Source organism: Streptomyces misionensis (genome assembly GCF_007896895.1).
GTDB classification, from domain to species: Bacteria; Actinomycetota; Actinomycetes; order Streptomycetales; family Streptomycetaceae; genus Streptomyces; species Streptomyces misionensis_A.
Genome location: NZ_VOGW01000193.1, coordinates 22,939 through 31,563, shown reverse-complemented (window position 1 = coordinate 31,563; position 8,625 = coordinate 22,939). Strand labels below are relative to the sequence as shown.

The 8,625-nt window shown below is 74.8% G+C and carries 10 protein-coding genes; 5 read left to right on the top strand and 5 right to left on the bottom strand.

The genetic code is table 11. The features are described from left to right. Window positions 1-287: 287 nt before the first annotated feature. From FRZ03_RS35375 to FRZ03_RS35365, 3 genes are read left to right on the top strand one after another with little or no spacing between them, the layout of a single operon-like run. Window positions 288-866: a TetR/AcrR family transcriptional regulator gene (locus tag FRZ03_RS35375; RefSeq protein WP_146469157.1), complete on the top strand. Its 579-nt coding sequence runs from the start codon at window positions 288-290 to the stop codon at window positions 864-866. A 13-nt stretch (window positions 867-879) separates the two neighbouring features. Continuing rightward, window positions 880-1,335 carry a DUF4865 family protein gene (locus FRZ03_RS35370; RefSeq protein ID WP_146469156.1) on the top strand — a complete coding sequence of 152 codons (456 nt, stop codon included), beginning with the start codon at window positions 880-882 and terminating at the stop codon, window positions 1,333-1,335. Further along, complete coding sequence (locus FRZ03_RS35365; protein WP_146469155.1) at window positions 1,332-2,240, top strand: phosphotriesterase family protein; 909 nt, start codon at window positions 1,332-1,334, stop codon at window positions 2,238-2,240. Before FRZ03_RS35370 ends, FRZ03_RS35365 begins: the two co-directional genes overlap by 4 nt. Window positions 2,241-2,258: 18 nt before the next feature. Here the strand turns inward: FRZ03_RS35365 and FRZ03_RS35360 are convergent, their stop codons facing one another. Both FRZ03_RS35360 and FRZ03_RS35355 read right to left on the bottom strand, forming a co-directional pair. Continuing rightward, window positions 2,259-3,494 carry an ROK family protein gene (locus tag FRZ03_RS35360; RefSeq protein ID WP_146469154.1) on the bottom strand — a complete coding sequence of 412 codons (1,236 nt, stop codon included), beginning with the start codon at window positions 3,492-3,494 and terminating at the stop codon, window positions 2,259-2,261. A 47-nt stretch (window positions 3,495-3,541) separates the two neighbouring features. Continuing rightward, window positions 3,542-4,264 carry an alpha-ketoglutarate-dependent dioxygenase AlkB family protein gene (locus tag FRZ03_RS35355; RefSeq protein ID WP_146469153.1) on the bottom strand — a complete coding sequence of 241 codons (723 nt, stop codon included), beginning with the start codon at window positions 4,262-4,264 and terminating at the stop codon, window positions 3,542-3,544. Between the two features lie 96 nt (window positions 4,265-4,360). Between FRZ03_RS35355 and FRZ03_RS35350 the strand changes: the two genes are divergently transcribed. Further along, window positions 4,361-5,494 carry a methyltransferase gene (locus tag FRZ03_RS35350; RefSeq protein ID WP_146469210.1) on the top strand — a complete coding sequence of 378 codons (1,134 nt, stop codon included), beginning with the start codon at window positions 4,361-4,363 and terminating at the stop codon, window positions 5,492-5,494. Window positions 5,495-5,570: 76 nt separating this feature from the next. On the opposite strand, the gene FRZ03_RS35345 is transcribed toward FRZ03_RS35350, so the two are convergent. Further along, window positions 5,571-5,852 carry a hypothetical protein gene (locus FRZ03_RS35345; RefSeq protein WP_146469152.1) on the bottom strand — a complete coding sequence of 94 codons (282 nt, stop codon included), beginning with the start codon at window positions 5,850-5,852 and terminating at the stop codon, window positions 5,571-5,573. Between the two features lie 438 nt (window positions 5,853-6,290). Between FRZ03_RS35345 and FRZ03_RS39615 the strand changes: the two genes are divergently transcribed. Then, window positions 6,291-6,530: a hypothetical protein gene (locus tag FRZ03_RS39615; RefSeq protein WP_186785796.1), complete on the top strand. Its 240-nt coding sequence runs from the start codon at window positions 6,291-6,293 to the stop codon at window positions 6,528-6,530. Between the two features lie 101 nt (window positions 6,531-6,631). Here FRZ03_RS39615 and FRZ03_RS35330 read toward each other — a convergent pair whose 3' ends face one another. Together FRZ03_RS35330 and FRZ03_RS35325 are read right to left on the bottom strand one after the other, a co-directional pair. Beyond that, window positions 6,632-7,492, bottom strand: coding sequence for a class II fructose-bisphosphate aldolase (locus FRZ03_RS35330; RefSeq protein WP_146469151.1), 861 nt, complete (start codon window positions 7,490-7,492; stop codon window positions 6,632-6,634). Window positions 7,493-7,530: 38 nt separating this feature from the next. Continuing rightward, the gene (locus FRZ03_RS35325) at window positions 7,531-8,433 is read right to left on the bottom strand and encodes an SIS domain-containing protein (RefSeq protein ID WP_146469150.1); all 903 of its coding nucleotides are present in this window, start codon (window positions 8,431-8,433) and stop codon (window positions 7,531-7,533) included. Between the last annotated feature and the right edge of the window lie 192 nt (window positions 8,434-8,625).

Here is an 8,625-nt window from a genome sequence, read left to right as displayed (position 1 = left end):
GGTGGAGACCGCCGTCACGGTGCGGGCGAGCGTCACGGCGGGAGCCGTCGCCACCGCCGGATCCGTCGCCACGGCGGTCGCCGCCGCCTCGGCGGGGACCGCCACCGCGCCACGGGCCCCGGTCCCCGCGGCGGCCTCGGCCGCGAGCACCGCGACCGGCGGACCCGGGCCCCGCTGACGGGGCTTCGCCGTTCGGACTCCGCCGACCGGTCTCCAGGGTGCCCGGCGGGCGGGCGGCACACCCGCCCGCCGGGCGTCTCGCCACGCGCACTCCTGTATCTACCAGTATGTACACTGCCCTCATGAGCACCTCCGAACGACTGATCGAGTCCACCCGTGAGCTGCTGTGGGAGCGCGGGTACGTGGGCACCAGCCCCAAGGCGATCCTGGAGCGCGCGGGCGCCGGCCAGGGCAGCATGTACCACCACTTCAAGGGCAAGCCGGACCTCGCCCTGACGGCGATCCGGCGGACCGCCGAGGAACTGCGGGCCGCGGCCGAACGCGCCCTGGGCGGACCGGGCACGCCGTACGAGCGCATCGTGGCGTATCTGCGGCGCGAGCGCGCGGTGCTGCGCGGCTGTCCGATCGGCCGGCTGACCATGGACCCGGACGTGATGGCGAACGACGAACTGCGCGCCCCGGTGGACGAGACGCTCACCTGGATCCGGGATCGGATCGCGGGGATCGTCGAAGAGGGCAAGGCGCAGGGGCAGTTCGCGCCCGAGCTGGACGGCGGGGAGATCGGCGCGGCCGTCCTCGCGACCGTGCAGGGCGGCTATGTGCTCGCCCGCGCCGCCGGTTCACCGGCCGCCTTCGACACGGCCGTCAGCGGCTTGCTCACTCTTCTCGCGCCGCGAACCGCCTGAGGAGGGCGTCTCGATGCATGCGATGCGGTACGAGGTGACGCTCCCCGCGCCGTTCCGTCTGTGGCACACCGCCGAGGGCATGAACCGCCCCTTGCGGGGCGGCGCCTTCCAGCGCCTGGCCGACGACTTCGGCCGGCCGGCGGTGCGCGGCCGGTCGGGGTTCGGTCACGCCGAAGGCACCGGCATCCGTGCCGAGTTCGCCGTACGCCACCGGCAACCGGTTCCGGAGGCAGCGCACTTGGCGTCGGTGATGACGCGGGCGGCCGGTGCGGCGGAGCGGCCGGCCGCCGAGGACGGCGCCGTGCTCGCCGCGACGGCCGTCGACCCACACCCCTGGGAGCTGGTCCGCTTCTCCCTCCGGTTCTCCCTCCGGGAGGACGACGCTCCCACGACGGAAGGCGACCTCTCCCGGGTGCCGCTCCTGTCCGCCCCCGGGCACGACCGGCTCCCCCGCGGCCGGCAGTGGTGAGCCGGGTCCGCACGGTCCTCGGCGACATCGCTCCCGAGCGGCTGGGCGTCTGCGACGCGCACGACCATCTCTTCCTGCGCAGCAGGCAGTTGCCGGGACGGGAACTGGACGACGTCGATGCCGCGCGGGCCGAGCTGGAGGCCTTCCGGGCGGCGGGCGGCGCGGCCGTCGTACAGTGGACGCCGCACGGCATGGGACGACGGGCGGCTGATCTCGCGGCCCTGTCCCGGGCGACCGGGGTGCACCTGGTCTGCGCGACCGGGCTGCACCAGGCCCCGCACATGGCACCGGAGCCGGTGGCGCGCCTGCGGGGCCGGCTGGCTGAGGTGTTCGTCGCCGAACTGACCGAGGGCATCGGCACGACCGGGGTGCGCGCCGGGCTGATCAAGGTGGCGGGCGGTTTCCACGCCCTCGACGCGCACGCCCGCTGGACCATGACGGCGGCGGCCGAGGCACACCACGCCACCGGCGCGCCCATCGCCGTCCACCTGGAACTGGGCACCGGCGCGCTCGACGTACTCGACCTGCTCTGCGGCGAGTTGGGGGTTCCCGGGGAGCGGGTGATCCTCGGCCATCTGAACCGTTCCCCTGATCCGGTGGTACACCGGCAGGCCGCCGCGTCCGGCTGCTGGCTCGCCTTCGACGGTCCGTCCCGCGCCCATCATCCGACCGACTGGCGGATGCCGGCCGCCGTGCGGTCCCTCGCCGAGGCCGGGCACGGCGACCGGCTGCTGCTCGGCGGCGACACGGTGACCGCCGGGGCCCGCTCGGTCGACGGCGGGCCGGGGATGCCGTACCTGCTGCGGCGCCTACGGCCGCGTCTGGCGGCGGAGTTGGGGCAGGACCTGGTGGACCGGATGCTCACCGAGCATCCGTCGCGGGCGTTCGCCGTCGACTGGAAGTAGGCCGCGCCGCCCGGGAGTTCAGCGCAGCGCGCCCAACGGGTCGTCCAGCACCGGCTGCCAGGCCAGTTCGGCCGCTCCGACCAGGCTGTTGTGGTCGAGGGTGCAGGGCAGGATCGGCACGCCGCCGCTCTGCCCCCACAGGCTGCGGTCGGCGACGACCGCGCGCAGCCGGCTCGGATCGGCACCCAGCAGGGTGCGGTGCAGCCCGCCGAGGATGATGCGGTCGGGGTTCAGGATGTTGACCAGGCCGGCGAGACCGAGCCCGAGCCGGTCGATCAGCGCCTCGGCTGCCCTGCGCACGGCGGGCTCGTCGTACTGGTTGAGCAGCAGGTCGTTGGCCTGCTGGAGCAGGGAGACCTCGGGGCCGGGCTCGCGGCCCGCCTCGACGAGCAGCGCCAGCGGGTCCGCCTCGACGTCCAGACAGCCCCGGCCGCCGCAGTGGCAGGGCCGGCCCTCCGGGTTGACGGTGAGGTGGCCGACCTCCAGGGCGAGGCCCGCACTGCCGGTGTGCAGACGGCCGTCGAGGACCAGGGCGCCGCCGACGCCCCGGTGCCCGGTGGCCACGCACAGCAGGTCGCGGGCGCCCCGGCCCGCGCCGTGCCGGTGTTCGGCGAGGGCCGCGAGGTTGACGTCGTTGCCGGCGAAGGCGGGCCCGGTGATGCCCGCCGCGCGCACGCACTCGGCGAAGATGCGGCGGACGGGGGCGCCGACGGCCCAGGCCAGGTGGAGGGGGTTGAGGGCGAGGCCGTCGGGTTCGGCGACGGCGGACGGCACGGCGAGTCCGGCGCCGACACAGCGGCGGCCGGTGGTGCGCAGCAGTTCCGCGCCCGCCTCGACGACCGCGCCGAGCACCTTCGCCGGGTCGGCGTCCACGGTCTGGCAGCCGGGCGCGGTGGCCACGATCCGCCCGCCGAGGCCGACCAGCGCGGCCCGGAAGCCGTCGGCGTGCACCTGGGCGGCGAGCGCCACCGGGCCGTCCTCGGCGACGTCGAGCCGGTGCGAGGGGCGGCCCTGGGAGCCGGCCGCGGCGGCCGGCCGGACGTCCACCCGGATCAGGCCGAGGGCCTCCAGTTCGGCGGCGACCGCGCCGGCCGTGGCCCGGGTGACGCCGAGTTCCGCGGTGAGCACGGCCCGGGTCGGCGCCCGCCCGGTGTGCACCAGCTCCAGCGCGGGGCCGAGCGCGCCCCGCCCCCGGTCCAGCCGCGCCCTGGTGGTCCTCTCCCCCGCCGCCCGGGGTCCCGCCTTGCCGCTCATGAGGGCGAGTCTCCCATGATCCGCGTGCCCGGTGGCCCGCGCCGCCGTCACAGCCCGCTCACCCGCAGCGTGATGTTCAGCCGCCCGGCGAGGCCGAGCCAGGGCGGTGCCGTGCCCGGGTGGACGCGGGGCACCCCGTGGTAGGCCGCGCGGGCGGGCCCGCCGAAGACGAACAGGTCGCCGCTGCGCAGCCGCACGTCGGTGGAGGGCCGGGTCCGGGTCGTGGTGTTGCCGAAGCGGAAGACGCAGGTGTCGCCGAGGCTCAGCGAGACCACGGGCGCGTCGGCCCGTTCGTCGCTGTCGCGGTGCATGCCCATGTGCGCGGCGCCGTCGTAGAAGTTGATCAGGGCGATGTCGTACGGGTCGCCGGGTACGGAGTCCGGGCCGAGTGTCTCGGCCACCGCGCGCCGGGCCAGCTCGCCGAGCCGCTCGGGGAAGGGCTTGACGGGGGCTCCGTCGCCGTCGAGGGCGGTGCGGGTGTAGGCGTACGGGTACGAGTGCGGTCCGGGGCACTCGGGGTTGTCCCGTACGGCCCGCCCGCACGTGGGACAGGCCCGTACGACGCCCCAGTGCAGGCCGAGGCAGACCTGGCGCGCGGTCATGGTGCCGCCGCCGGGGGTGCGCACGGTGCGCAGTCCGGCCGGGGGCCGCGCCCAGTCGCGGCAGGCGGCGAGCAGCTCGCGCTGGCGCTCGGGGGGCAGCCAGTCCGGAAGGTGCACGGCGCCGGGCGCGATGTCGGCGCGCTCGCGGGGGAACAGTTCCGCGTCCATGTCCCCATCCTGCCCCGTCGGCCGGTGCCCGGGCCCCTCCCGCCCCAAGGGTCCTGAGCTGCGGTTCCGCTAGCCTGGAGCGCGATGAGCGAGCGTATGACGACACCGTGGGGCGAGGTCGAGCTGTCCCGCTTCCCCGAGGACCCCCGCGACCGGCTGCGTGCCTGGGACGCCTCCGACGCCTACCTGCTGCGGCATCTGGCCGAGGAGCGGGTGCCGCTCACCGGGCGGGTGGTGGTGCTGGGGGACCGCTGGGGCGCGCTGGTCACGGCGCTGGCGGAGCACGGGCCGAGCCAGATCACCGACTCGTTCCTGGGCCAGGAGGCGACCCGTGCCAATCTGGCGCGGGCGGGTGTCGAACCCGGCGCCGTGCCGCTGCTGACCACCCAGGACCGGCCGCCCGAGCGGGTGGACCTGCTGCTGGTGCGGGTGCCCAAGAGCCTCGCGCTGCTGGAGGACCAGCTGCTGCGGCTGGCACCGGCCGTGCACGCGGGGACGGTGGTGATCGGCACCGGCATGGTGAAGGAGATCCACACCTCCACGCTTCGGCTCTTCGAGCGGATCCTCGGCCCCACCCGGACCTCGCTGGCCCGCCAGAAGGCCCGGTTGATCTTCTGCACCCCCGACCCGGCGCTGCGCCGGCCCGCCAACCCGTGGCCGCACACCTACGACCTCCCGGACGACGTCGGCGCGATCTCGGGGCGCCCGGTCGTCAACCACGCGGGCGTCTTCTGCGCCGAACGGCTGGACATCGGCACCCGCTTCCTGCTCCGCCACCTCCCCGGACCGGGCCCGGCCCGCGTGGTGGACCTGGGCTGCGGCAACGGCGTGGTCGGTACGGCGGTGGCGCTCGCCGACCCGGCCGCCGAAGTGCTCTTCGTGGACGAGTCGTTCCAGGCGGTGGCCTCGGCGGAGGCCACCTACAAGGCGAACGGGGTTCCCGGACACGCCGAGTTCCGCGTCGGCGACGGACTCACCGGCGTGGCCCCCGACAGCGTGGACCTCGTGCTGAACAACCCCCCGTTCCACTCCCACCAGGCGACGACCGACGCGACGGCCCGCCGCATGTTCACCGGAGCCCGTCGCGTGCTGCGGCCGGGGGGCGAGCTGTGGGTGATCGGCAACCGGCACCTGGGCTACCACGTGACCCTGAAACGGATCTTCGGAAACTGCGAACTCGTGGCCAGCGACCCGAAGTTCGTATTGCTGAAGTCGGTGAGAAGGAGCTAGTCCCGCAGCAGTGAACGTTTGCCCTGTCGTGATGTGACGCGCCGTCCGGGGTCCTGAGCTGGATGCCGGGCGGCGGTCACGGTGTGCGGGTGGCAGAACGAGCAACCGCATCGAGGCCCGGTTCAGCGCCCTGCGCCACTTCGCCCTCGACGGAACCGACCACGCCACCCACAAGGAACAGGGCGGCATGTTCCGCCGCTGCGTCGTCCGGCGGAACAAGAACGCCGCCGACAAGTGCCTCACTGCCCTCGTCCACAGGGTGAACGCCGCCTGACCCGCGCCGCCAGCGTCCGTCTCGGGTCGTCAGGTCCGGGTCGGTGGCGCACTCATCGCTGCCGTCAGGAACGTGATCGCCCATCGCCGGGCCGCCTCGCCCGCTACCGGGGACGTGCAGCCCGGGGAGGGCTGCTGGTGGACCTCGAGGCGGTCGACGGCCGCCACGGCAAGGATCCCCCGCATCCGGAACCGCAGCTCCTCCGGGGCGGACGTCGCCGCGGGGACGTGGCCCGTGCCGACCCCCGCTGTCAGAAGGGTGGTTCGGTGGACCAGGTGCCGATCCGGGCGGGGGTGGTCGGTTCGGGTCTCCGTTGCCGGAGGACTCGTACCGCGTCGTCGATGCGGCCGAGATCGATGAGGCGTTCGGCACGGAAAGAGCTGTTGGACGTCGGGTGCTGTTCGAGGACCGCGGCGGCCTCCTCGCGGCGGCGGACGACGGGCCGCCGCTCGTCCCCGCGCGGCCGACTGCGGCGCGCACGGCGGACAGGGCCCGGGCGGCGTACGAGGTGTCGCCCTCGGGGTGCGCCCGCGCCTGCTCGATCGCCTCGTCGAGCAGGCCGCAGTCGGCCATGAGGGGAAGCCGCAGCCGGAAGAAGTCCCATTCCTCCTCGCCGCCGCGTCGCGCCTTGAAGGCATCGAGGTGGGCCAGGCCGCCTCGTCCATGCCCGCCGCTTCGGCGACGTCGACCAGGCACTCGGCGAGGAACCGGTCCCGGATCCCGGAACGCAGCAGCCCGAACGCCTCGCCGCCGCTGCCGTGACGGGCCGGCAGGCGCGATCGCCGACGGCCACGTCGACCCGCGCAGGCCGCCGGCTGCGCCCGGCACCCGCCCGGACTACCGCGAAGAGGCCCGGAGCCGCGTCAGTTCCGGTCCGCGGCGAGCACCCCGATGATCCGCCGCACCTCCTCGGCCATCGCCTCCCGCCCCACGCTGAGGTACTTGCGCGAGTCGACCGCCTCCGGGTGCGCGGCGAGGAACTCCCGGATCGCCCCCGTCATGGCGATGTTGAGCGCCGTGCCCACGTTGACCTTGGCGATGCCGCCCGCGACCGCCGCCACCAGTCCGTCGTCCGGCACTCCGGAGGACCCGTGCAGCACCAGCGGCACGGACAGCGCGGCGGACAGCTGTTTGAGCAGGACGTGGTCGAGGGCGGCGGTCCGCGTCGTCATGGCGTGGCTGCTGCCGACGGCGACGGCGAGGGCGTCGACCCCGGTCCCGGCGACGAAGTCCCGCGCCTGGGCGGGGTCGGTACGGGCACCGGGCGCATGCGCGTCCAGCGGCGGCCGCCCGTCCTTGCCGCCGACCTCCCCCAACTCGGCCTCGATGTAAAGCCCTTGGGAGTGCGCCCAGTCCGCGGCGGCCCGGGTCGCGGCGAGGTTGTCGGCGTAGGGCAGCCGGGCCGCGTCGTACATCACCGAGCTGAACCCGGCGTCGGGCGCCTGACGCAGCAGGTCGTCGCTCTGCACATGGTCCAGGTGCAGCGCCACGGGGACCGCGGCGCGTTCGGCGGCGGCGCCGGCCGCGCGGGCCAGTGGCAGCAGCCGCCCGTACCGGAACGTGACCGCGTTCTCGCTGACCTGGAGGACGACGGGGGCACCGGCCGCCTCGGCACCGGCGACGACGGCTTCGATGTGTTCCAGGGTGATGACGTTGAACGCGGCGACGGCTCGGCGGGCTTCGGCGGCACGGGTCACCAGCTCGCCGGTGGACGCGAGGGGCACTTCGGGTGTCCTTCCGGGCGCGGTACGACGGGAACGGGTCAGGCGGTCTCGGCGGCGTCCGGGGTCAGGATCACCGAGCGGGTGAGGTGGCGGGGACGGTCGGGGTCGAGGCCCCGCGCGGCGGCGACGGCGACCGCGAGCCGCTGGGCGCGGACGAGTTCGGCGAGCGGGTCGAGGCCGCCCGCGATCCACGATCCGCCGGTGGCACGGACCTGTTCGGCGAGCCCTTCGGGCGCCTCGCCGAACATCCAGGCGGCCGTCCCCGCCGTGGTGATGCTGATCGGGCCGTGCCGGTACTCCATCGCCGGGTAGGCCTCGGTCCAGGACAGGGAGGCCTCGCGCATCTTGAGCCCGGCCTCGTTGGCGAGCCCGACGGTCCAGCCGCGCCCCAGGAAGGTGAACTGGGCGCAGTCGACCAGCCCTCGGGGAAGGTCGGTGGCGAGCGCGGTGCGGGCGTCGGCGACGACGGAGTCCGTGTGCAGGCCGAGATGGGCGCGCAGGAGGGTGAGGGCGGTGGTGGCGAACCGGGTCTGGACGACGGAGCGTTCGTCGGCGAAGTCCAGGACGACGAGATCGTCGGCTGCGGTCATCACGGGCGTCGCGGGGTCGGCGGTGACGGCCGTGGTCCGCGTCCCCGTCCCCTTCAGCCGGCCCAGCAGATCGAGCACCTCGGTGGTGGTGCCGGAGCGGGTGAGGGCGACCACCCGGTCGTACGACCGTCCGTGCGGGAACTCGGAGGCGGCGAACGCGTCGGTCTCGCCCTGCCCCGCGCCCTCGCGCAGGGCGGCCGCCGACTGCGCCATGAAGTACGAGGTCCCGCAGCCCACGACGGCGACCCGCTCGCCCGGTGCCGGCAGCGCGTCCCGGTGCCGCCCGGCCTCCTCGGCCGCCCGCGTCCAGCACGCCGGCTGACTGGTCAGCTCGTCCTCGACATGGGTCATCTGCCCACACTCTCCCCTGGCTGGCTGATTGTTCCCGCAAGGTATAGCGATGTTTCGAGCACGATCAAGCATTTCTGCGGGGCAGGGGGCGCACCACGGGGGTGCGCTAGGGTTTTTCGTTTGGATCAGGCCGGAGCAGGGAGCGGGGTCTGGTGCGTGCGGATGCGAGGCGGAGGAGGGAGTCGACGCGAC

Bases quoted from the DNA above. Each gene is read 5' to 3' on its own strand.
- FRZ03_RS35325 (WP_146469150.1), bottom strand. From the start codon at position 8,433: ATGACCCATGTCGAGGACGAGCTGACCAGTCAGCCGGCGTGCTGGACG.
- FRZ03_RS35375 (WP_146469157.1), top strand. From the start codon at position 288: ATGTACACTGCCCTCATGAGCACCTCCGAACGACTGATCGAGTCCACC.
- FRZ03_RS35350 (WP_146469210.1), top strand. From the start codon at position 4,361: ATGACGACACCGTGGGGCGAGGTCGAGCTGTCCCGCTTCCCCGAGGAC.
- FRZ03_RS35370 (WP_146469156.1), top strand. From the start codon at position 880: ATGCATGCGATGCGGTACGAGGTGACGCTCCCCGCGCCGTTCCGTCTG.
- FRZ03_RS35345 (WP_146469152.1), bottom strand. From the start codon at position 5,852: ATGGGCGATCACGTTCCTGACGGCAGCGATGAGTGCGCCACCGACCCG.
- FRZ03_RS35355 (WP_146469153.1), bottom strand. From the start codon at position 4,264: ATGGACGCGGAACTGTTCCCCCGCGAGCGCGCCGACATCGCGCCCGGC.
- FRZ03_RS35360 (WP_146469154.1), bottom strand. From the start codon at position 3,494: ATGAGCGGCAAGGCGGGACCCCGGGCGGCGGGGGAGAGGACCACCAGG.